Raw genomic sequence first — 21,224 nt, 5'->3', positions numbered from 1 at the left:
CCCAGGGGGGGGGCAAAATTATGTCGGCGTCAGGGGGTCATTTTTACATCGGCGGTAACACCAAGAATCTGCGGATCGCGTGGCAGCACGGCGAGCGGTGGTTCTGGGACACGCTCGTGGACGCGGATTTGGCCAACAACACGCTGGGCTGGCAATGGGCCGCCGGCTGCGGCGCCGACGCCGCGCCGTTCTTTCGAATCTTCAATCCGGCAAGACAAGGACAACGATTCGATGCCGACGGCGTTTATGTCCGACACTGGGTGCCCGAACTGTCCGGGCTGCCCGATCAGCATATCCACGAGCCCTGGGCCGCACCGCTGCATGTACTCGAAGACGCCGGCGTCGTGCTGGGGCGCAGCTATCCACATCCGATCGTCGATTTGAAGGCCTCTCGCAAGGACGCTCTGGAAGCGTTCGATCAGATTAAGAGCCTGTTCCAATAGGATGGCGGGGTCTGCGCTGGTCTGGGCGTGTACCCGGCTAGGCGCGGCCGACGCCGCGTGGTTATTCCAAGTCAGGAGGCCGCAACACCGCCGGGTGCGCGCTCAGGCCAGCCCTTCGGGGCGTCCGATCGGGCCCCGGAGCGGTGTCAGAGGCGCCTTGTGTGGTGCCACCACACTGCGTCGCCCCTTACTACCCCTGCCGCCCGAGCGGGCGCCGCAGTGCACGCCGTCCTATTGGCATAGGCTCTAAGAACCCGTAGTGATCGGGACAGCGCAGGCGTCGACAATTCCCATAAAAAAGGACCCCGCGATGGGGTCCTGAGTTGGCGTTCCCGTATTATTTTTCGTGCAGCTCTGAAGCTGCGGCTGCCGGGATCCCTTGTCGCCGTGTCGTAACCTTGTTCTTCTCCGTCCCCTCCGAGAGACCGCGCGAACGGCGCCTAATCAGTCGAATTCAACACTTGCCCTCAGCGCGTGCTATCGGTTTTACGCCCCGCACCCACGAGGGTCAACATAGCGGCGGTTAGACCTTAGGCGAACGCTGCCGCGTTCGTTATTGGATTCAGACCTTTAGCAAAGTATCCCGGTAGTAGGACAGTTCCTCGATCGAGTCGCGGATATCGTCCATGGCGAGGTGGCTCGAATCCTTCGAGAAACCGCCCGCGACTTCCGGCGCCCAGCGACGTGCCAGCTCCTTGAGTGTGCTCACATCGATGTGCCGATAATGGAAATACGCTTCCAGCTCCGGCATGTACCGCGCCAGAAAGCGCCGATCCTGGCAGATGCTGTTGCCACACATGGGCGAGCGTCGCGCCGGGACGTAACCGGACAAAAACTTGATGGTGCGGCGCTGAGCTTCGTCTTCGTCGACGGTCGACGCCCGCACTCGTTCGACCAGGCCGGAGGCGTTGTGCTGGCGTGTATTCCACTGATCCATGCCCTGCAGGCGGTTCTCGCTCTGGCGCACGGCCAGCACCGGCCCCTCGGCCAGAACATGCAGATTGGCATCGGTCACGAGCGTGGCGATCTCGATGATGCGGTCGGCTTCGGGATCCAGACCGGTCATCTCGAGATCGATCCAGATCAGGTTATCTTCGGCGTAGCTCATGGGCTCTTCTTGGTTCTTAAATAATTCATTGTGCGCGAGCCGTCCGTCTACGACCACCCACGGGTTCGTCGCCGCGACGGCCGGTGTTATCGTGAGGGCGAACAGTTCGCAACCGAGTCCAACCATGAGTTCGCTTGCCGATCAGAAATGCGCCCCGTGCGAGGGCGGCACCCAACCGATGGCCGGTCGCGCCGTGACCGAGCGCATGCAACAGCTCAGCGAGCACTGGCAGAGCGCGGACGACGAAAAGATTGTCGGCACGTTCAAGTTTAAGAACTATTACGAAACCCAGGCGTTCGTGAACGCCGTGGCATACATCGCGCACCGCGAAGATCACCACCCGGATATTACTTTCGGCTACAACAGCTGTCGCATCGAATTGACGACACACGCGATTGGCGGCTTGTCCGACAACGACTTCATCAGCGCGGCCAAAATCGATCGGCTGGTGGATTAAACATCTCGATCGGAGGGGGAAGCCGGCTTGCGCTCAAGCGCGTCAGTCGGCTTGTTGGGGCTACACCTCTGATATGTCGGATTACGCTGCGCTAATCCGACCTACTTTCCCTTTTGTCTCTTGGTAGGTCGGCTTAGGCCAACGGCCGTAAGCCGACAACGAGAACGGTCCCGCGCCGGCCGACGCCCCATATAGCCTAAAAACACATGACGCGGTTGCGGGACGTTTTGCCAGATGTAGACCGTGCCGATAGCCTGTATGCGGAAGGTGGCGACATGCCGCCCTTGCGGCTTAATTGTGCGCATCGGCCTAGTGGGACGACGCCCGTGACATGTCGGATTACGCTGCGCTAATCCGACCTACTTGGCCTTTGTCTGCTTTTGTAGGTCGGCTTAGGCCAACGGCCGTAAGCCGACAATTAGAATCGCCTCGGGCATTCTGCGACGCCTGCAAACCAGAAAAGACGCCGCGACTCCGGCCGGGCAACCCAACGCGGCCAATCGGTATGACTGGCGTGCCATTTCTTGTCGGATTACGCTTGCGGTGATCGACCAATAGTCGCGAGGCGGTGCCATGCGCTATCGGCGCGCGTATCAAGATGGCGGCTGCTATTTCTTTACCGTGGTCACCGCGCGACGGCGGGCGTTTCTGACGGAGTCGAAACCAATCGCCGCATTGCGCGACGCATTTCGTCGTGTGCGCTCTCGATATCCGTTCACCATCGACGCGGTGGTGATTCTCCCGGATCACTTGCATTGCGTGTGGACGCTCCCCGCGGACGACGCCGATTTTTCGCTTCGGTGGCGTCTGATCAAAACCGCATTCAGCAAACGGGCCGGCATCGCCCTGCCGTGCTGGCAACCGCGGTTCTGGGAACATCAGATACGCGACGCTACCGACTATGCTCATCACCTCGATTACATCCATTACAACCCGGTACGCCACGGGTACGTCGAGCGCGTGGCGGATTGGCCGCATTCGAGCTTCGGCCGCTGTGTGCAGGCGGGGCTCTATCCGCCCGATTGGGGCATAGTGGCGCCTGCGTTACCCGTCGATATCGGCCGGGAGTAAGTGCTGCTATCACGTCGTTCACTAGGCTGTAGCGCGTCGAGTGGTTTTGAGAGATTCCCGCAGATCTCGCTTCTGCGTTTGATAACCGGTGGCGTTCCGCGATGTCGGATTACGCTGCGCTAATCCGACCTACCCGATCTTTGCGCTATTGGTAGGTCGGCTTAGGCCAGCGGCCGTAAGCCGACAACGAGAACAGGCCCGCGCCGTTCGACGGCCATTGCGCGTGACGTGGGTGCAGGACGGTTTGGCAGATGGGGACCGTGCCGAGAAGCCTGTATGCCGATGACAGCGGCATCCCGCACCTGTCGGATTACGCTGCGCTAATCCGACCTACCCGACTCTTTCGCTTCGGTAGGTCGGCTTAGGCCAGCGGCCGTAAGCCGACAACGAGAACGGGCCCGCGCCGTTCGACGGCCATAGCGCGTGACGTGGTTGCGGGACGGTTTGGCAGATATGGACCGTGCCGAGAAGCCTTTACGCCGATGACAGCGGCATCCCGCGCCTGTCGGATTACGCTGCGCTAATCCGACCTACTCGGTGCTGGCGTTGTTTGCTTGTTGGCCGTTGTTGGCGTTTACAGCGGACGACGCCCCGAGAAGGCTTGGCTGAGCGTTCCAGCGTCGACGTATTCGAGCTCTCCGCCGACCGGTACGCCGTGCGCAATGCGCGTAACGCTGGCGTCGTTCTGGCGTGCGAGCTCGGCGATGTACTGTGCGGTTGCCTCGCCTTCGACGGTCGCCCCAACGGCGAGAATCAGCTCCTCGACCGGGCCACTCGCGAGTCGCTCGCGCAACACGTCCAGGCCCAGCTGCTCGGGCCCGATGCCGTCGATGGGCGATAGATGACCCATGAGCACGAAATAACGGCCTTGAAAGTTCGTGTTCTGTTCGATGGCCATGACATCCGCGGGGCTCTCGACCACGCAGACGCGGCTGGCGTCGCGTTGCTCATTGCGACAGATTTCGCAAAGTTCTGCTTCGGCGAACATCCGGCATTCGCGGCAATGTCGAATCGAGGCCACAGCGGTTTGAATCGATTCCGCCAGATACACCCCGCCCTCGCGCTCGTTCTGTAGCAGATGAAAAGCCATCCGCTGCGCGCTCTTTGCGCCGACGCCGGGGAGTATGCGAAATGCGTCGATCAGACGAGAAAGCGCTGGAGAAAAAGCCATAGTGTGAGGATTGCGACGTTATGGCCCGGTGCTACAGCGCTCGGGCCACCGAATGACACCTGCGTCCGCCAGCCGTCGGCCGGACACGGGCCAGCCGTTTAGAACGGGAAATTCATGCCTTCGGGCAGATCCATGCCGCCGGTCATTTCCGACATCTTTTCCTTGCTGGCGGTCTCGACATGCTGAACCGCGTCGTTGATGGCGGCCGCCACTAGATCTTCCAGGAATTCCGGGTCTTCCTCGAGCACGGACGGATCGATATTGACCTTCTTGACTTCGTGCTTGCCGGTCATCACGACCTTGACCAGGCCGGCGCCGGCTTCGCCCGTGATTTCCATCTGCGCCAGCTCTTTCTGGGCTTCCTGCATCTTGCCCTGCATGGCCTGGGCCTGCTGCATGATTTTGCCGATGGAACCTTTCATGACTCGTCTCTTTGCTGCATCGCGCCCGGTGAGCGATGGGGTTTGATTGTTTCTGGACGCAGCCGGGCACCGAGCTGGCTGCGTAGTTGTTGGATAATCGGGTCGTTTTCGATGGATGCAACCGCGTCTTGCTGGCGCTTTTCGGCATCTGCCTCGATTCGCTTGGCGGGCGTGTCATGCACCTCGTCGACCACGTGGATCTTGAGCTGCGGCGGCGCGCCGGCGCCCCAGGCGTCGGCCAGCGCGGCCTGCAATCGCTCGCGCGCATCGTCGGTGGCCAGAAACGCATTGGCTCGCGCCACTTCCAGCTCGATCAGCTCGTTATCCAGATGCCGGCAGATCCCGTTGTTTGCAAGCTGGGCCGCGAAACCGCGGATCTCGAGCCGCGGCACCAATGCGTGCCAGTCTTCCGGATGGTCCCGTGTGGAAGAAAAGTCGAACCCGCCGGGCGACGACACGCCGTCCATGGGCGAGCGCAGGTCGCTCTCCGCTTCGGTGCCCGCCCCGTCGATCTGGCTGGCGTGCAGGGCCGCTTGCAGCTCTGTGGAGGTTTGGGGGCCGGAAGTGGTCCCGGTCACGGGCTGTTCGGCCTTAACCTCCGGCTCGGGCGCCTCGTACATTTCATGAGCTGCGGGCGCAGCGGGCGTCTCCGGCGGTGCTCCTTCATCCAACCGGGCCTCAAGATGAGGCGCCGCAGACGTCGTGTTGTCCTGTGCCGTAGTCGACTCGGGCTCTGCGGGCTCTGCGGGCTCTGCGGGCTCTGCGGGCTCTGCGGGCTCTGCGGGCTCTGCGGGCTCTGCGGGCTCTGCGGGCGGCATGGTCGCTGCCGGCGCCGAGCTCGGCAACGTTGTCTCCGTATCGGGCGCTGCGGGCGCAAAGCGGGAGGACTCGGAGTCCGGCACGGCGGGCAAAATCTCCGAATTGTCGACCTGTCGCGCCTGCGCGTCGGGTTGCGGCGCCGCTTGCTCTGGCGGCTGGCTCGAGGCCTGCTCGAGGGGGCGTGATGCGGTCGCACTCGGCGCCTGAGTTGAGGCCGGCGAACTCTTTTTGCCCTGAAGCTGTTCTCGGGCCCGAGCCATGGCCTCACGCGCGCTTTGCTTTCGATCGGCGGGGGCCGTTTGGTGTGCTGGCTCGCTCGGGGTGCCGGCAGCGGCCGATTCAGAGGGCGTCGCGTCGGCCGGCGCGATCTCGTTATGCGAGGGTGCGAACGCCAACATGCGCAGCACCGCCATCTTGACACCAATCAACGGATCCGGCGCATTGGGCAGGTCGCGAATTCCGGTCAGCGTAATATCGTAAAAAAGCTGCGTGGCGCGCGGATCTAAACGCGCCGAGGACGCAAGCCATCGCGCGCTGTCGTCGTCAATGGCTTCCCCGACCACCTGGACCGTCGCGATGTGCTGCCAGGCGGTGGCCATCGCCTCGAGCAGGTAGCGCATGTCGATACCCTGCGCATACAACGACTCCAACGCGATCAGCGCATCGGTCGCTCGCGCGTCGATGACTGCGTCGACCAGCTCGGCCACACGCGCTTCGCCGATCGTGCCGAGCATGTCGCGCACGCCTTCGACGTCCAGATGCCCGCCGCCGAATGCGACGGCCTGATCGAGCAGCGACAACCCGTCGCGCATGCTGCCATCCGCGCCGCGTGCCAGCTCGCTCAAGGCCTCGTCGTCAGCCGAGAGCGCTTCCGCCTCGACGATATGACGCAGCCGATCAGCAATACGGGCGGCCGAAAGCCGTTTGAGGGGGAACTGCAGGCAGCGCGACAGAATCGTGACCGGGATCTTTTCCGGTTCGGTCGTCGCGAGCAGAAATTGAACCCGGGGCGGCGGCTCTTCGAGTGTTTTCAGCAGCGCGTTGAAGGAGTGCTTCGTGAGCATGTGCACCTCGTCGATGAGGTACACCTTGGTACGGCCACGCGTGGGCGCGTACTGCACGTTGTCCATCAGTTCACGGGTGTCGTCCACGCCGGTCCGCGAGGCCGCGTCCACCTCAATCAGGTCGACATAACGGCCTTCATCGATTTCGCGGCAGGTCGCACAGGCGTCCTCGCCAATGCATGGCGACGCGCTGACGCCGTGTTCGCAATTCAGGCATTTGGCGATGATCCGTGCGAGCGTGGTCTTGCCGACCCCGCGCGTGCCCGAAAACAGTAAGGCATGATGCAGCTTGTCACTGTCCAGAGCATGCGTGAGCGCGCGGACCACGTGCTCTTGGCCGACCATTTGATCGAATCGACGAGGGCGCCAGGTTCTCGCAAGCGCTTGAAAGCTCATGCTACGCGAGTTCCCAGAAAGAGGCGATGCGGCGCTTGCGTCATGAGGCGAACCTTCCGGAACAAATGCGACTTATCTCCCCAACTATCGCGGCGTGGCCCGGACGTTTCAAGCTGGGCGTCGGCCTCGATGCTGGCGCTGATTCAGCATGGCGCCGGCGCCTTTCATTTCGGGGCGAGAGCCCGCGCTTGACGCTTAAAAGGTGGCGGCCCACGCCAGCGACACCCCGGCGCCCGAGTCCGCCGCTACCGCTGCTCCCTTCCGGGCCTGACGGGGTTAACGGCTTATCGTCGCGGGGGCACCGACGTGGGCCACCATTGCAAAACGGGCGTTTCGGGACATTATCCGAGAACGCCTGATTGGCGGAGAGGGAGGGATTCGAACCCTCGGTACGGGGTTACCGCACACACGCTTTCCAGGCGTGCTCCTTCGACCGCTCGGACACCTCTCCTTCAAAACGGCTGCAGATTGTAACTGATACGTCGCCCTTGCGGGCGACCGGAGAGGGAGGGATTGTAAAAATCGCTCGTGGCGATTTTTATCCTCCGGACTCACAAGCTCCGCTTATTCGCGATCCCAGCAATGCTGGGATTGTAAAAATCGCTCGTGGCGATTTTTATCCTCCGGACTCGCGCTGACGCACTCGCGTCAGCTTGCTGTGCAAGCTGGTCGAACCCTCGGTACGGGGTTACCGCACACACGCTTTCCAGGCGTGCTCCTTCGACCGCTCGGACACCTCTCCTTCAAAACGGCTGCAGATTGTAACTGATACGTCGCCCTTGCGGGCGACCGGAGAGGGAGGGATTGTAAAAATCGCTTGTGGCGATTTTTATCCTCCGAACTCACAAGCTTCGCTTATTCGCGATCCCAGCAGTGCTGGGATTGTAAAAATCACTTGTGGCGATTTTTATCCTCCGGACTCGCGCTAACGCGCTCGCGTCAGCTTGCTGTGCAAGCTGGTCGAACCCTCGGTACGGGCCTCGTCTACGACTTGGCGCACACACGCTTTCCAGGCGTGCTCCTTCGACCGCTCGGACACCTCTCCTTCAAAACGGCTGCAAATTGTAACTGATAGTCGCTTTCTTGGGGACGCCTATCCTTGTTGTTTTTACTGCATTCGAAACGGGCGCGGATTGTACCTGACTCGATCAGACTCGAACAGCCGCGCATGCATCCCTGCGCGCGGTATCGCCCAGTGATCGACCAGACGCTACGGCGTTCGAGTCGATCAGCCCGCGCTGTGCGTATTGATTGGCGGCGGCGTAGTCAGACAGCGGGCCTGCGGATTGCTGGCGTTCGTACCCTGAGGAGCCGTGTCGTAGGCTGCCACGGGACCGTTGGGAACGCTCGGAATCTTCCAGTCGGCGTCCGGCTTCGGCACCGTCAACCCGGCGGGTGCTTTCAGCTTCGGAAACTCCTTAGCATTCGCATAGCGCGGGGTCTTCAGGCAGCTCGGCGTGCCAGCACAGCCGCCCAGAACCGCTGCCAAAACGAGGAGGACGCCACCTTCCATCATCCGTCGACTCATAGGCCTTGCCGTGTCCTTGTCGATGTTGTTGTTCATTGCGCTTTCCTTGAAAGCCTCACAGTGTCGCACAGGGCGAGGCTCGCGATGAGCACGCCCGCCCTGCGTCAGTTGCCTTTCTTGAAGCCGTCCCAGTAGCGATTCAGGTCTCGCGTTCCGGTCAGCGAATAAAGCGAATATGCTCTGTTGAGCGACGCACCGCCATCACGCGTAAGCGGCGTGTAATGCGCGGTGACGTAATCACGAGACGACTTGGTGAAGAAGATATCAAGGGGCATGGTCAGGTATATGCCCTTGTTGAAACTACCCTCACCGTACTTGTTGCCCGCCGACGTAAAGACCGCATACGCGCCCAATGTCACGCCGGAGTCGAACGTCTTCGACAGGTCAATCGTTGTCCCGTAATCCTTGGCGAGGTAACGCCCCACGCTGATCCGGGCGAGAATGTTGTCGATGCCGGTCTTGATATACGCCGTCGCGTGACCTTCCACGGTGGAGTATTTCTGGAAGTCGAGCTGCGTATCGTAGCCGCGCTTTTTCACCCAGTTCACATCGACCCCAAAGGCGACGTTGCTATCAAACGGTCGATACAGCACTTCCCCGCCGACACCCCCGTACATCTGCTCGAGCAAGCCGGCATAGGCCATGCCGAACACATTGTCGGACAAACGAGCCGTCCGCGTGTACTGGAGATTATAGAGGCCGAGGCTCGTATGCTTCAGATAAGAGACGACGTCACTACGAACGCGCGGCAACTGCGTCGGCGCCAAGTAGTTCGCGTGGCTGAGGTTGTCGAACAATGAGTAGCCGAGCGAAGCGCTGGCCCATCCGTGCTGGTCTGTTCGATACTGCAGCCCGGCACGAGCCAGGACTTGGAACAGCAGACCATCCGGGCCACCGTAGTTGTAATTAAGCCCCGGCCCGACGTCATAGGAAAATCCACGACGTGACTTTTCGTAAAGCGTCTGCCCAGGCTTTGCATCAGCGTCCGCTTTGTCGATGCCCGAAGAAATGATGCCGCGTCGATAATCCAGATCCGAGAACGGACTTGCCGGGCTGACCAGCAACGGGTTGGACGGCAGCGGTTTGCGCGGCAACTTGTCGTCGCGCAGGAAGAAGCCCCCGCCCTCCCAGCGATATTCGAACGAATCGATATCCGCGCTGGCGGCGTTGTGGAGAATGCGGTCGCCCCGTAGCTCCGCCTGCCCCATGTAGCGGTACTTGTTGGGGACGCCATCGACGACCAGCGTGTGATCTTTCTTGGAAATGCGTGTCACGTTGATGCCAGCGTTACTGCTCAGCTTGTCCGCGACTTTCGACCACGACTTCGGATGGTTGTCGTCCGTGTTTTTGGGCACCACAGGCGCCGGATCGGACTTCGGCTGCGTTAGATGCGCCAAGTTAAGCGACAGTGTCGCACCCAGCATTACCGTTGTGCCGCGCTCGTATGCTGCCGAGAGCGTCACGTTGTCATTCAGCCGCAGACGCGCACCGAAATTGACCGGCAACTTCTGCTTAAAGCTATCGCCCAACGGCTGATGTTTGTAATCGTTCCCGTCGTACTCGACCTGAAGCGTGAGCGGACGCCAAGGCGTGGTGTATTGAATGCCGCCAAACACCGAGGGGCGACCGGTAAACCACGATTTGAAGTTGAATTTTCCACCCCCGCCACTCGCGCCGACCCGATGATCAAACCTGCTGCTGATCAGGCCGAGCGGGTTTCGAAAGTCACCGCGATTACCAAGATATCCCCATGCTAAGCCGAGGCTGAAATCAAGGTCATACCACCGCTTATTGGCTACAAGATATTCGCTACTGAACAAGCCGGTGCCGCCCAGATCCCTAAACCCGATCGACATCTCGGGTATATATCGGCTTTCTCGAATCGGGGTGAGCTTCAGATCCACACCTTTATCCAAATAATTGCGATTCGGCGCGACCGATCCATACCGGTGGGTAGAAATCGATGTGTAACGAAACCCTGCCTGCATCCACGTAAACGGCTGAAAACTGAATGCGTAGTTCGTATATGGCTTGATATGACTGAAGCTAAAAGAAAACTCGCCTTCTTCGGCATGCCGTGCGGTCGGCGTTTCCAGCAACCCCACGCCGCCGTAATCTGTTTGAAACACCGGTAGTCGACCGGTTTTTTCCGCGGCCACACCAGACCGCACCATCCACGGCAAAATTACGACGCACGAAAATGCTGCGAATTGGGCCAGCCGCCGACGTCGGTATTTGGCAGGCTCAACCATTATTCGCCCCTTGACTCAACGGAAAACTACGACACGCCGCACCCGACGGCGTATGGGCTAGTAGCCCCGCGATCTCATCGCGCATCCACGGAAACACGGCGCCCTTGAGATCAATCGCGCCTACGACGCGTGTACCAGGCAGCAGATCGGTATCGGCATAATTCCATGCGGCCACACCATAGTGGTCGACATGGCCACGCGGGGATATGACAGCCACCTCGTCGGTGCCCCCCCCTTTCAACGCGGAATCCTCATCAAGTAGATCCGAAAGCCTTAATCCGGGCCGCCACGCTACTTGATGAACGCCGGCCTCGTCCCAAACCTGCACCGTATCGGGTGTATGGCAATAGCCTAGCGAGGCGACACGTGCCACAGGCGGGCGTTCATGCGGATGCGATAACAACCACGCAGGAGACCAATCACCGGGCTGTCGATAATGTCGGGTCTTCGATAGCTCCGACTTCCACTGCGTAACCGTTTTGACCAATCTAGTGTAACCGCGCTCGCCGAGGCGCCACTTGAGCTGATCGAATTGATCAAAAAGGTCAGAACGACGGGCTTTCTGGCTTTCGTCAGTGCTATCGGCGGTTATGAAAGCATAGGGCCATGCGACCTGCCCGACGTTCGGCATGGCCAACCAGGCGTCGATTAGCGATGTTTTCTGCCCGGTCGATGCCGGCTGCGCCTGCAAGACCGTAAAAGGCGCTGCGCACAATATGGCGGCGGCCCATGATTTTCGCCACATGTTAGCCATTCTCGATTCGTCGGCCTTCCCCTGTCATGCCATCGATCATCGTCGATGCACACCCGCCGGCCGTAATTGACGGTTTAGGATTGTGAAAGTCAGCCCAGCGGCCACCACGGACGAGCCACTCGCCAGTTGAGCTTCGGCGCCCCCGGCCAAGCGACCACGTCCGCTTTCCAGACATGCCCCTGATCATCGCGCCAGTATACCGATCGAGTATCGCCACCCTTGGCCCAATCTAACGTTTCCACACATCGGTGCAGATCACGCGTGGTCAATGGCAGTTTGACCGAGACGGTTTGCGACTGGCACGACCAATCCGCTTGTGCCCTTCCCGCGTGGTGCCGGCCCTTTTTGTCGACCCAGGCACGTTCGACCACAAACTGCTCGTGATCGCCCAGAGACGCTAGCGCGACCGCATCGCCTTGTGCGTTGGTCGCATTGCTCATTTCCAGCCGCGGTGTAATCCCGGAGATCGATTGCGGAAATCCGTCGCGAAGCACGACCACTTCGTCGCGCGCGGTCTGCCAGAACGTTAAACCGTCCTTTTCTTCCGAAAGCACGAGCAAACCGCCCCCGCGCCCGTAGGTGAGCTCGATCGAGGCATAGGGAATTTTTTTGGCACGACCGGATAGGTCGCCATGCTGACCCGGGACAAAGCTACCCAACGTCGCCAGCAATGGGTTCCCCGAAGAGCTGCAACCGCTGAGCGCCAGGACACCGACGCCTAACAACAGGCCAAAAAAATGGGCCGCCCGAGAGCGGCCCATTCTTGGCGCTGGAGTTCGTGAAAACACCAGCAATGTCGCGACAGGCTTAGCTGCCGGTACCGCCAGCGCCGGTACCACCGGTGCCGCCCGTACCCGTACCACCGGTGCCGGTACCGCCGGTACCGCCGATGTTCACGTTCTTGTTGTTGCCACCCGAGGCGACGGCCAGGGAAGCGCCGATCGCAGCGGCGGCACCCGCCGCAGCCATGGCACCATAGGCCAGTTCCTGCGAGTGATCCGCGCCGGCAGCGCCGCCGGACTGCAACTGACCGTCCCCGCTAGCGCCGTTCTGCGCGAACGCGAGAGGCGAAGCGGCAAGCATTGCGATGCTGATACCAGCCAAAAACTTTTTCATGTCATCTACTCCCGTGTAGTAGCGGAGACTACTCTGGATAAACCGTTTTCAATACTACGACTTAGTGGTCAACACTGCAAGAGTCGGTCCCCTAAACCCCCAGACACAGGCCGTAGCGGAAGATCAACTCGATCTTCCGTGCGTATTTTTACCATATATCCCGCAGGCTTGTGCAACTGATTTAGTATTCGCCGACGACTTGTTTCAGGGCATCCCGGACGCTGTCCTGGAAATGCTCGGCGAGCGGCGTCAGCGGCAGACGGATACCCGGCTCGATCCAACCCATTTCCTGGAGCGCCCACTTCACCGGGATCGGGTTGGCTTCGAAGAACAGCGCCGAGTGCAGCGGTGCCATTTCGGCATCGAGGCGCTCGGCTTCCTCACGCTGGCCGGCGATCGCCGCCGTGCACATCCGGCTCATCAGGTTCGGAACCACGTTGGCCACGACCGATATGTTGCCCTTGCCGCCGACCAGCATCGATTCCATCGCCGTGCCGTCGTCGCCGGAGTAGATGTGCATGTCGTCGCCGACATACTCGATCAGCTCGTGAATGCGCTCGATCGAGCCCTTCGCTTCCTTGAGCGCCACGATGTTGTCGATCGCGGACAGGCGCGCCACCGTCTCCGGAAGCATGTCGACGCCGGTACGACTCGGCACGTTATACAGAATCTGCGGAATATCCACGGCCATTGCGATGGCATGGAAATGCCGATACAGACCTTCCTGGCTCGGCTTGTTGTAGTACGGGCACACAAGCAGCGAAGCATCGGCGCCGACGCGTTTCGCATGACGCGTCAAACGGATGGCCTCGTCGGTCGCGTTGCCGCCGGTACCCGCGATCACCGGGATGCGCTTGTCGACGATCTCGACCGTGCGTTCGATGACCTCATCGTGCTCGCGAAATCCGAGCGTTGCCGATTCACCGGTCGTCCCGACCGATACGATGCCGTGGGTGCCCTGCTCGATATGCCAGTTGATGAGCCGTTCGAGCGATTCCCAGTCGACGCTGCCATCGGCATGCATCGGCGTCACGATCGCCACCATGCTCCCGCCGAGCGCTTGCATATCCATAGCCACAATGTCTCCTCACGCGTGGGAAGCCGGAATTGTAACCGGCTTGTTGGTGCTAACATACCCGGCTTTTGAATGTCCCGATTCGCGATACGAGACCCGCATGCCCGAAATCAAGAAATATCTGTCGCTCGTCGCCCTAGGCGCCAGCCGGGACAAGCTGGCGCACGATCTCATTCGGGCCATCGGCCGCCGCGGCTGCGAGATTCTGGAATGCCGCATCACGCCGCTTGGCGACCATTTCTCCGCAGCGCTGCTGCTGGCGGGCAACTGGAGCGCCATGGGCAAGATGGAAAGCGCGCTACCCGGCCTCGCCGATCATCTGGGGCTGGCAATCCAGTTCGAACATACTGAGCCGGCCGAGCCGGCCCGTGACTTTCGACCGTACGCCGCCGAAGTGGTCGCACCCCAGCAGCCGCGTCTATTGGCGGAATTGATGAGCTTTTTCACGGAGCAGGATGTCTCCGTGCAGGAAGCCAGCGTACAGGCGTATCAATCCGGCATGACCGGCGCCGACATGTGCACCGTTCATCTGTCGCTGCATGTTCCGGTCAACCAGCACCCGCAGACGCTGCGCGATGCGTTCATGGACGTCTGTGACGACCTGCACGCCGACGGTCTGCTGGACCCGATCAAAACCTGATCCGGGTCTTGCGCGCAACCGTCGCGACGACTCCGGGCCCTGCGGACCCAACAACATGCATGGACGATATTTTCGCCTCCGAGCAAACGCGGCACTATCGCCGGACCAAGCCCGGCGCGTGCGGCCCATAATGGCCGCGGCCACCCATCAGCACGGAATGACTTCATGAGCACCATCAGCCCCGAAGACAAAGCCCCGGATTTCAACGCCCCGGCGACCGGAGACAAGACGCTGAGCCTCGCGGATTTCGCCGGCCAGACCCTGGTGTTGTATTTCTACCCGCGCGACAACACCCCCGGCTGCACGCAGGAAGGCGAAGCGTTTCGCGATCTGTACGATCAGTTTCGGGCCGCTGGCGCGGAGATCGTCGGCGTATCGCGCGATTCGCTGCGCAAGCATGACAACTTCCGCAGCAAGTACGAGTTCCCGTTCGACCTGATCAGCGACGCCGATGAAAGCCTCTGCAACGCTTATGGTGTGCTCAAGGAAAAGAACATGTACGGTCGAACGCATATCGGCATCGAGCGCAGCACGTTCGTGATCGACGGCAATGGCGTCGTTCGACACGTCTGGCGAGGCGTCAAGGTCGCCGATCATGCCGACGAGGTGCTGGCCGCGGTGCGCGCGCTCGACTAGCCCCCTGTCGCCTTCCACCACCATGCGGTAGCGATCTCCAATGGCCCGACGGGTTTTCGTTCTGGATACCAACGTGCTCATGCACGACCCCACCGCGCTGTTCCGATTTCAGGAACACGATGTATTCATCCCGATGGTCGTACTCGAAGAGCTCGACGGCGGAAAGAAGGGGGTGTCGGAAGTCGCCCGCAACGTCCGTCAGGTCAGCCGTTTTCTTGACGAACTGATCGCCGGGCAGACCCACGAGGACATCGAGCGCGGGATCAGTCTCGACCAGCGGGCCGCCTCCGCGGGCAACCGTGGCAACGGTCGCGACGCGCCGGAAGCTAGCGGCCGCCTGTTCTTCGAAACCCGGCCGCCCGAAGGCGAGCTCCCGACCATGCTGCCGGGCAGCAAGGCCGACAACTCGATCCTGTTGAGCGCCCTGGCGCTGCGCCGAGTGTTCGGCCAGTCAGAAATCGTCGTGGTGTCCAAGGACATCAACCTGCGGATCAAGGCGTCCGTGATCGGCATTGAGGCCGAGGATTATTTCAACGACAAGGTCCTCGAAGATCTCGACCTGCTCTATACCGGGCATGCCACGCTGCCCAACGATTTCTGGGAGCGCCATGCCGACGACATGGAATCCTGGCAGGACATGGGCCAGACCTTTTACAAGGTCAGCGGCGAGGATGTCGCCGACTGGCACGTCAACGAGTTGCTGCATTTCAGCCGGCCGAACGATGTCGAGCTGATCACCCGGGATATCGAGGGTGATACGGCGCTGCTCGAGATGGCCGACGATTTCCGCGAGGGCAAGCGCCATGTCTGGGGCGTGCATGCACGCAACCGCGAGCAGAACTTCGCGCTCAACCTGTTGATGGATCCGGAGATCGACATCGTCACCCTGCTGGGGGCGGCCGGCACCGGCAAGACGCTGCTGACGCTCGCGGCGGCGCTGGCGCAGACACTCGACGAATCGCGCTATCGCGAAATCATCATGACCCGCGTCACCGTACCCGTCGGCGACGACATCGGCTTTCTGCCGGGCACCGAGGAAGAGAAGATGACGCCCTGGATGGGCGCGCTCATGGATAACCTCGAAGTGCTGACCGGCAATAGCGGCACGGCCTCCGAGTGGGAACGCGCGGCCACCAACGAGCTGCTGTCCAACCGCATCAAGATCCGCTCGGTGAACTTCATGCGCGGGCGTACGTTCCTCGAGCGGTTCGTCATCCTCGACGAAGCACAGAACCTGACGCCGAAACAGATGAAGACGCTGATCACCCGCGCCGGCCCGGGGACCAAGTTCGTTTGCCTCGGCAATCTCGCCCAGATCGATACGCCCTATCTGACCGAAACCAGCTCCGGGCTCACACGCGTCGTCGACAGTTTCCGTAACTGGCGCCATGCCGGCCATGTGACACTCGCCCAGGGTGAACGCTCGCGATTGGCGCACTATGCGTCGGATTGCCTGTAGGCGCCGGCTGAGCCTCGGTACAATCGCCGCCAGGCGCTCGCACCGAGCGCTGCGAGCCTGGCCCGATCCACGGCCGGGCCTGTACGCGCACAAGGTCCCTTAGGACGACGGCATGCTCGCGATAACCTGGTTCGCGGCCGACGCCGGCGGCCCACTCTTGTTCGAGCGGCAGCGCGGGCGGACGACTACCCGAACGCTATTCCGAAGCGTCAATCGCCGCGTTATTTGCCGGATTCGCTTGGCCCGATGTCGGACGCATGACTACTCCGCGGCCATGCCTTGAGCACCGAATGGACCACCGTAGCCAGGGGAATTGCGAAGAATACGCCCCAGAATCCCCAGATACCGCCAAAGAACAGAACCGCGGTGATAATCGCAACCGGATGCAGGTTGACCGCCTCGGAGAACAGAATCGGTACCAGCAGGTTGCCATCCAGCATCTGCAGGATGGTATAGGCAATCAACACCCACACCGTCTGCGGATGCATGCCCCATTGGGCGTAGGCCACCAGCATCACCGGCACCGTCATGCCGAACGCGCCGACATAGGGCACAAGCACCGAAAACCCCACCAGTACCGACAACAGCATCGCGTAGTCGAGCCCCAGCGACCAGAACACGATGTAGGCGGCGATCCAGACGATGACGATTTCCAGGGCCTTGCCGCGCACATAGTTGCCGAGCTGAACGTTGACGTCACTCCACACCTGGCGCAGCAGCGCGCCGTTACGTGGCACGAACCGCGCGAACCAAGCCAGCAACTGCTTTTTGTCGCGCAGCATGAAGAACACCATGAGCGGGACCAGCACCAGATAGACCGCGAGATAGAACAGGCTGGCACCCACCATCAACGAACGACTGAGCACTGCCTTGCGCAGCGAGCCGACGTCGATCGACATGCTGCCGACCAATGCGTCCATCTGTTCCGGGGTGATTAGCGAGGGATACCGCGCCGGCAGGCCGGTGATCCATTGCTGCACACTGTGCACGAGATCGGGTAGCTCCTGCAGGATCTGGCCCGCCTGGCGGGTCAGCAACGGCATGAGCGCGAAACTCACCCACACTACGCCCAATAGCAGCGCCACGGAGACCAACGCCGCGCCGAGCGTTCGCGGGACATGCACGCGAGTCAGCCACAGAACCGGCGTATCCAGCAGATAGGCCAGCACAAGCGCCGCGAGGACGGGTGCGACGAGCTGCCCGACGAACAGCACCAACACCAGCCCGCCGATGAGCATCAGGATGAGCGAGACCAACTGGGGGTCCGAGAACTGCCGGGCGAACCAGGCGCGAAACACGTTCATGAAGGCCGCTCTTGTCGTGGCGTGCGTGGCGTCAGCGGGCTATCGTAGGCGCTGCGAGCGAACTATGCACGCCTGTCGGTCGGCGGCGTCGCCGGTTGTGTCACGCCGCCGCGCCAAACGGCGCTGAGTTGCCGCACGAAACCCGGCGCTCGACTCGTTCGGGTATCCGCCGCGCCCTCCTGCATCGGCCGCACGGACGGGCCTCGGTTAACCCGACGAACCAAACACGCTACTCTGCATCTAACGACTCGAGGGTTCGATCGATCTTGCATACCATGCGCATATCCAGGGCCGCGATCGCCGGCATGATCCTGCTGGCCAGCACGAGCGCCGTTGCCGGACCGGCCGGCGCCGCGGGCGACAGCGATGGCGACTACAACCTGCCTGACCTGGGTCAGCCGGCCGATACGGCCATGACACCGACCGAGGAAAAACGCCTCGGCGCGCAGGTCGTCGCGCAACTGCGCAGCCAGAACCAGATCATCGAAGACCCGGAGCTGTCGGAATACCTCAACAGCGTCGGACGGCGGCTGGCCAGCCACACCGACCGGCCGGCGAAGGATTTTCATTTCTACGTCATCGATACCGACGAGATCAACGCCTTCGCCCTGCCCGGCGGCTATATCGGCGTCAACTCCGGACTGATCACCGCGACCAAGTCGGAAAGCGAGCTCGCCAGCGTCATGGCGCATGAAATCGCTCACGTCACGCAGCGCCACATCGCCCGTCAAATGGTAGAAAGCCGCGGCGATACCATCGCCACACTGGCCACCGCGATCGTGGCTGCGATCGCCGGTGCGCAGGCCGGCGGCGGCGGTGACGCGGCAACGGCGGCCATTCTCGGCGGCATGTCGCATCTGGGCATGCAACAACTCAGCTATACCCGGGCCAACGAGTTCGAAGCGGACCGTGTGGGCATCCGCGACCTGGCACGGTCGGGCTACGACCCGCATGCCATGGCGCGCTTTTTCGGCACGCTCGAACGCCAGAGCGACCTGTACGGGCAACAGCCCCCCCAGATTCTGCTCAGCCATCCGGTGACCTCGACACGTATCGCGGAAGCCAATGCACGCGCCGCCGATTATCCGAACGTCAAGGTACACACCAACCCGGAGTACCCGTACATGCGGGCCCGTGCGCGCATACTCGAGGCGCAAAGCGCCGACGACGTCCGGGATTATTTCCGGGGCAAGCTGCAGGGCGATCACCCGATCCCCGCGGATAATTACGGCTACGCGCTCGCCCTCAGCCGGCTGAGCCAGGACAAGCACGCCATCGCCCTGATGCAGGCCGGTCTCAAGGCCCACCCCGATATCCTGGCCTGGCATATGGGGCTCGCCGACGTGCTGGCCCGGGCCGGCGACAACGCCCGCGCGGACACCATCCTATCGGCCGCCCTCAAACAGTTCCCGCACAGCGGCGCGCTGAAACTGCGCTATGCGCAAAATCTCGAGGACGAAAACAAACCGGCCGCCATGCGCAATTATCTGTTGTCCCAGCCCGACGTGCTCGACACCTATCCGGCCGCCCAGCAACTGCTGGCACGCGGCGCCGGCCAACAGAACAATCTGGGTGAAGCGTATTATCGGCAGGCGCGCTATTTCGCGATGCTCGACGACTATCCGCAGGCCATCAACCAACTGCGCACGGCCCTGCAGACCGCCAAACTGAGTGCTTACGACCGCTCGCGCCTGCGCGCGCTGCGCGATCAGATGGTCACCGCCTGCCACCGCGCCTGGTCGCAGGCCCAATGTCGCCGCGGCGTGGCCCAGGGCAACGACTACTAGCCCTTGGGGCTACCGCCCCCGCGCGTGGCTAAGAGCCTATTCCAATAGGATGGCGGGGTCTGCGCTGGTCTTAGCGTGTACCCGGCCAGGCGCGGCCGATCGTCCTGCGTCAGCAAAAGCCGCAGCGCCACCTGTCGCGCCGCGCGAACTCATTCGCCCGGCCGGATATCCCGCCGCGGCACCATCGTGTTCCATTGTCGGCAGCTCGGGCACTGCCAGTGCAGATAGCGACTGGAAAAGCCGCAATGGCCGCAGCGATAGGTCGGTTCCTGGTCGATAATGCGCGCGAGCGACTGGCGCAGGCTATCGAGCGGGCCGGTCAGGCTGCTGCGCGGATCCGCCGAGGCGAGCTCCAGCAAGTGATAGAAGCCGATCCAGCTCGCCTCCGACTGCAGATAGCGCGACAGATGTGCGATCGCCTCATCGAGTCGCCCGACCCGCTGCAGATGTCTGGCATACGCCACGTGCCCCGCCGCGCCGTCTACCTCGACCATGAAGGCCTGCAGGAAATCGACGTAACCGATCGCGTCGTCGCTCGCGTCGAAACAACGACGCATGGGCTCGAGGATCTCGGTCGCAAACGCCACGTCCTGCGCGAGCACCTCGCGATAGGCGCGGATCGCGCTGCGGTACTCGCGGTTGCGCTCGGCGACCCGGCCTGCAATCAAGCTGATGCGAGCGCATTCACGATACGCCTGGCGCGCCGCCTTGAGGTGTCGGGCCGCCTTGTCGTCGTCGCCCTCAGCGGCCGACTGCTCGGCCAATTCGCAATAATACTGCGCGACAATCGGGCGTAACGACGCGCCACGCACGCGCTCCAGATGCTGGGTCGCGACAATCGCCTGATCCCAGTCGCGCACTTTTTCGTGGATGGCGATCAGGCCATTGAGGCAGCGTTCGGCGAATTCCTGTTGATCGAGCAGTTCGACGAACAAACCCTCGGCCCGATCAAGCACGCCGGCCTTGAGATAATCGCAGGCGAGTTCATAGCGCGCCTGATTGCGATGCGTGGATGCCAGGTTCGGGCGGGCGACGAGATTCTGGTGCAGCCGCAACGCGCGATCGATATCGCCCTGGCGCCGAAAAAGATTGCCGAGAGCTAGATGCGTCTCGGCGGTCTCGTCGTCGACGTCCAGTACCCGAATGAACGTCTCGATTGCGCGGTCGGCCTCTTCGTTGACGAGATAGCGAATGCCGCGAAGATAATCCGCATGGACCGGCGAAGGCTTGCGCCCGTACTCGGCCCGCCGACGGCGCTCTGACCGCCCTCGCGCCCACCATCCCGAGCCGGCCGCAGCCGGCAGCAGGACGAGCAGCGCGAGAAGGCTATCAAGCATCGTGGATAGGCATGCTCCGCAGATTCGAGATTTCCGCTTCTGCGTCCTTGAGCTGTCGCCGCGTGCTGGACAACCGGGCTCGTAGCCTGGCCATACGCAGGCCGCACAATACGAACGCGATGATCAGGCCCAGCAGGAAAGACAGACCCAACAGCACGGACAGCGGCGCCTCAGTCTTGGTCCACAGCAGATCGACCGGTGTGGCACCGTAATTGAAGAATCCGAAGGCCAGGCCGATGAATACGGCAAGAATGACGATCAGATTTCGGATGAGACGCAGCATGAGATTCCTCGTTCGGGTCGACGCGCGCGGTCGCTCGAAGGCGACCTAGCAGGCCTAGTCTAGCGAGCGCATGCCAGGTTGACCATCGGCGAGGAACCGTGC

The 21,224-nt window shown here is 61.8% G+C and carries 20 protein-coding genes, 1 tRNA gene and 1 other RNA gene; 7 read left to right on the top strand and 15 right to left on the bottom strand.

The genetic code is table 11. From position 1 onward, the window contains the following. The coding region (locus C41B8_RS16065) for an FAD-binding domain-containing protein (RefSeq protein WP_198025250.1) at positions 1-443 on the top strand (443 nt) is incomplete at its 5' end. Between the two features lie 562 nt (positions 444-1,005). Here the strand turns inward: C41B8_RS16065 and orn are convergent. Beyond that, entirely contained in the window at positions 1,006-1,551 is a 546-nt protein-coding gene (gene orn, locus C41B8_RS16060) for an oligoribonuclease (protein WP_037340474.1), read from the bottom strand. Between the two features lie 124 nt (positions 1,552-1,675). Between orn and C41B8_RS16055 the strand changes: the two genes are divergently transcribed. Then, positions 1,676-2,008: a 4a-hydroxytetrahydrobiopterin dehydratase gene (locus C41B8_RS16055; protein WP_037340471.1), complete on the top strand. Its 333-nt coding sequence runs from the start codon at positions 1,676-1,678 to the stop codon at positions 2,006-2,008. Between the two features lie 573 nt (positions 2,009-2,581). Then, positions 2,582-3,079, top strand: coding sequence for an REP-associated tyrosine transposase (locus C41B8_RS16050; protein WP_037340468.1), 498 nt, complete (start codon positions 2,582-2,584; stop codon positions 3,077-3,079). Between the two features lie 574 nt (positions 3,080-3,653). Here C41B8_RS16050 and recR read toward each other — a convergent pair. The 11 genes from recR to dapA form a co-directional block, all read right to left on the bottom strand. Further along, complete coding sequence (gene recR, locus C41B8_RS16045; protein ID WP_037340465.1) at positions 3,654-4,250, bottom strand: recombination mediator RecR; 597 nt, start codon at positions 4,248-4,250, stop codon at positions 3,654-3,656. 98 nt (positions 4,251-4,348) lie between these two features. Then, entirely contained in the window at positions 4,349-4,672 is a 324-nt protein-coding gene (locus C41B8_RS16040; RefSeq protein WP_037340463.1) for a YbaB/EbfC family nucleoid-associated protein, read from the bottom strand. Beyond that, positions 4,669-6,951, bottom strand: coding sequence for a DNA polymerase III subunit gamma/tau (dnaX, locus tag C41B8_RS16035; protein WP_037340453.1), 2,283 nt, complete (start codon positions 6,949-6,951; stop codon positions 4,669-4,671). The genes C41B8_RS16040 and dnaX overlap by 4 nt, the downstream gene beginning before the upstream one ends. Positions 6,952-7,161: 210 nt before the next feature. Further along, positions 7,162-7,258: signal recognition particle sRNA small type (gene ffs / locus C41B8_RS20210), an RNA gene on the bottom strand. A gap of 53 nt (positions 7,259-7,311) precedes the next feature. Then, positions 7,312-7,402 (bottom strand) — tRNA-Ser (locus C41B8_RS16030). Positions 7,403-8,179: 777 nt separating this feature from the next. Then, positions 8,180-8,515 (bottom strand): hypothetical protein, encoded by a 336-nt coding sequence (locus C41B8_RS16025; protein ID WP_156962568.1) that lies wholly within the window; start codon positions 8,513-8,515, stop codon positions 8,180-8,182. A 68-nt stretch (positions 8,516-8,583) separates the two neighbouring features. Next, complete coding sequence (locus C41B8_RS16020) at positions 8,584-10,731, bottom strand: YjbH domain-containing protein (RefSeq protein ID WP_051883675.1); 2,148 nt, start codon at positions 10,729-10,731, stop codon at positions 8,584-8,586. Further along, positions 10,724-11,485 carry a capsule biosynthesis GfcC family protein gene (locus C41B8_RS20205; RefSeq protein WP_084189134.1) on the bottom strand — a complete coding sequence of 254 codons (762 nt, stop codon included), beginning with the start codon at positions 11,483-11,485 and terminating at the stop codon, positions 10,724-10,726. Before C41B8_RS20205 ends, C41B8_RS16020 begins: the two co-directional genes overlap by 8 nt. Before the next feature lie 89 nt (positions 11,486-11,574). After that, on the bottom strand, positions 11,575-12,324 hold the full coding sequence (locus tag C41B8_RS16010) for a hypothetical protein (RefSeq protein ID WP_232226098.1): 750 nt from the start codon (positions 12,322-12,324) through the stop codon (positions 11,575-11,577). Continuing rightward, entirely contained in the window at positions 12,293-12,601 is a 309-nt protein-coding gene (locus tag C41B8_RS20520) for a hypothetical protein (protein ID WP_051883674.1), read from the bottom strand. Before C41B8_RS20520 ends, C41B8_RS16010 begins: the two co-directional genes overlap by 32 nt. 181 nt (positions 12,602-12,782) lie before the next feature. Further along, a complete protein-coding gene (gene dapA, locus C41B8_RS16000; RefSeq protein ID WP_232226099.1) occupies positions 12,783-13,673 on the bottom strand; it encodes a 4-hydroxy-tetrahydrodipicolinate synthase in 891 nt (296 codons plus the stop codon). A gap of 103 nt (positions 13,674-13,776) precedes the next feature. Here dapA and C41B8_RS15995 point away from each other — a divergent pair, with 103 nt between their 5' ends. From C41B8_RS15995 to C41B8_RS15985, 3 genes are all read left to right on the top strand, one after another. Further along, positions 13,777-14,316, top strand: coding sequence for a glycine cleavage system transcriptional repressor (locus C41B8_RS15995; protein ID WP_037340445.1), 540 nt, complete (start codon positions 13,777-13,779; stop codon positions 14,314-14,316). A gap of 165 nt (positions 14,317-14,481) precedes the next feature. Beyond that, entirely contained in the window at positions 14,482-14,952 is a 471-nt protein-coding gene (locus C41B8_RS15990; RefSeq protein WP_037340443.1) for a peroxiredoxin, read from the top strand. A 40-nt stretch (positions 14,953-14,992) separates the two neighbouring features. Continuing rightward, a complete protein-coding gene (locus tag C41B8_RS15985) occupies positions 14,993-16,411 on the top strand; it encodes a PhoH family protein (RefSeq protein ID WP_037340441.1) in 1,419 nt (472 codons plus the stop codon). A gap of 221 nt (positions 16,412-16,632) precedes the next feature. On the opposite strand, the gene C41B8_RS15980 is transcribed toward C41B8_RS15985, so the two are convergent. Then, on the bottom strand, positions 16,633-17,715 hold the full coding sequence (locus C41B8_RS15980; protein ID WP_037340439.1) for an AI-2E family transporter: 1,083 nt from the start codon (positions 17,713-17,715) through the stop codon (positions 16,633-16,635). A gap of 275 nt (positions 17,716-17,990) precedes the next feature. Here C41B8_RS15980 and C41B8_RS15975 point away from each other — a divergent pair, with 275 nt between their 5' ends. Next, positions 17,991-19,502 (top strand): M48 family metalloprotease, encoded by a 1,512-nt coding sequence (locus tag C41B8_RS15975; protein ID WP_051883673.1) that lies wholly within the window; start codon positions 17,991-17,993, stop codon positions 19,500-19,502. A 149-nt stretch (positions 19,503-19,651) separates the two neighbouring features. On the opposite strand, the gene lapB is transcribed toward C41B8_RS15975, so the two are convergent. Together lapB and C41B8_RS15965 are read right to left on the bottom strand one after the other, a co-directional pair. Further along, positions 19,652-20,839 (bottom strand): lipopolysaccharide assembly protein LapB, encoded by a 1,188-nt coding sequence (lapB, locus tag C41B8_RS15970; protein ID WP_051883672.1) that lies wholly within the window; start codon positions 20,837-20,839, stop codon positions 19,652-19,654. Beyond that, the gene (locus C41B8_RS15965) at positions 20,832-21,122 is read right to left on the bottom strand and encodes a lipopolysaccharide assembly protein LapA domain-containing protein (RefSeq protein WP_037340437.1); all 291 of its coding nucleotides are present in this window, start codon (positions 21,120-21,122) and stop codon (positions 20,832-20,834) included. The genes lapB and C41B8_RS15965 overlap by 8 nt, the downstream gene beginning before the upstream one ends. Between the last annotated feature and the right edge of the window lie 102 nt (positions 21,123-21,224).

Origin of the sequence: Salinisphaera hydrothermalis C41B8, assembly GCF_000732535.1 — a bacterium.
GTDB lineage: Bacteria > Pseudomonadota > Gammaproteobacteria > Nevskiales > Salinisphaeraceae > Salinisphaera > Salinisphaera hydrothermalis.
This window is presented reverse-complemented; position numbering and strand designations above follow the sequence as displayed.

Bases quoted from the DNA above. Each gene is read 5' to 3' on its own strand.
- C41B8_RS15980 (WP_037340439.1), bottom strand. From the start codon at position 17,715: ATGAACGTGTTTCGCGCCTGGTTCGCCCGGCAGTTCTCGGACCCCCAG.
- dapA (WP_232226099.1), bottom strand. From the start codon at position 13,673: ATGGATATGCAAGCGCTCGGCGGGAGCATGGTGGCGATCGTGACGCCG.
- dnaX (WP_037340453.1), bottom strand. From the start codon at position 6,951: ATGAGCTTTCAAGCGCTTGCGAGAACCTGGCGCCCTCGTCGATTCGAT.
- recR (WP_037340465.1), bottom strand. From the start codon at position 4,250: ATGGCTTTTTCTCCAGCGCTTTCTCGTCTGATCGACGCATTTCGCATA.
- orn (WP_037340474.1), bottom strand. From the start codon at position 1,551: ATGAGCTACGCCGAAGATAACCTGATCTGGATCGATCTCGAGATGACC.
- C41B8_RS15985 (WP_037340441.1), top strand. From the start codon at position 14,993: ATGGCCCGACGGGTTTTCGTTCTGGATACCAACGTGCTCATGCACGAC.
- C41B8_RS15990 (WP_037340443.1), top strand. From the start codon at position 14,482: ATGAGCACCATCAGCCCCGAAGACAAAGCCCCGGATTTCAACGCCCCG.
- lapB (WP_051883672.1), bottom strand. From the start codon at position 20,839: ATGCTTGATAGCCTTCTCGCGCTGCTCGTCCTGCTGCCGGCTGCGGCC.
- C41B8_RS15965 (WP_037340437.1), bottom strand. From the start codon at position 21,122: ATGCTGCGTCTCATCCGAAATCTGATCGTCATTCTTGCCGTATTCATC.
- C41B8_RS20205 (WP_084189134.1), bottom strand. From the start codon at position 11,485: ATGGCTAACATGTGGCGAAAATCATGGGCCGCCGCCATATTGTGCGCA.
- C41B8_RS16040 (WP_037340463.1), bottom strand. From the start codon at position 4,672: ATGAAAGGTTCCATCGGCAAAATCATGCAGCAGGCCCAGGCCATGCAG.
- C41B8_RS16050 (WP_037340468.1), top strand. From the start codon at position 2,582: ATGCGCTATCGGCGCGCGTATCAAGATGGCGGCTGCTATTTCTTTACC.
- C41B8_RS15995 (WP_037340445.1), top strand. From the start codon at position 13,777: ATGCCCGAAATCAAGAAATATCTGTCGCTCGTCGCCCTAGGCGCCAGC.
- C41B8_RS16020 (WP_051883675.1), bottom strand. From the start codon at position 10,731: ATGGTTGAGCCTGCCAAATACCGACGTCGGCGGCTGGCCCAATTCGCA.
- C41B8_RS16055 (WP_037340471.1), top strand. From the start codon at position 1,676: ATGAGTTCGCTTGCCGATCAGAAATGCGCCCCGTGCGAGGGCGGCACC.
- C41B8_RS20520 (WP_051883674.1), bottom strand. From the start codon at position 12,601: ATGAAAAAGTTTTTGGCTGGTATCAGCATCGCAATGCTTGCCGCTTCG.
- C41B8_RS16025 (WP_156962568.1), bottom strand. From the start codon at position 8,515: ATGAACAACAACATCGACAAGGACACGGCAAGGCCTATGAGTCGACGG.
- C41B8_RS15975 (WP_051883673.1), top strand. From the start codon at position 17,991: ATGCGCATATCCAGGGCCGCGATCGCCGGCATGATCCTGCTGGCCAGC.